The 252-nt window shown below is 36.5% G+C and carries 1 rRNA gene; it reads left to right on the forward strand.

Going from position 1 to position 252, the window contains the following annotated elements:
• Window positions 1–67 (forward strand): 16S ribosomal RNA (locus Q8G36_RS28890); the annotation flags it as partial.
• Between the last annotated feature and the right edge of the window lie 185 nt (window positions 68–252).

Here is a 252-nt window from a genome sequence, read left to right on the forward strand (position 1 = left end):
ACAGATGATTGGGGTGAAGTCGTAACAAGGTAGCCGTATCGGAAGGTGCGGCTGGATCACCTCCTTTCTAAGGATAATTACGAGAGCGCTTTTGTTTTGTTCAGTTTTGAATGAGTAATTCATTCAATAGGAAAGACAAACATCACGATGTGATGGATTCTTTCTGCTTTGTTCCTTGAAAACTAGATAATAGATAGAAGGCAATTAATTTTTTTCAAAGCATCTGTAAGATCTTTTTTAACGGTTAAGTTA

The sequence above is a fragment of the Peribacillus frigoritolerans genome (assembly GCF_030676415.1).
GTDB lineage: Bacteria > Bacillota > Bacilli > Bacillales > DSM-1321 > Peribacillus > Peribacillus frigoritolerans_A.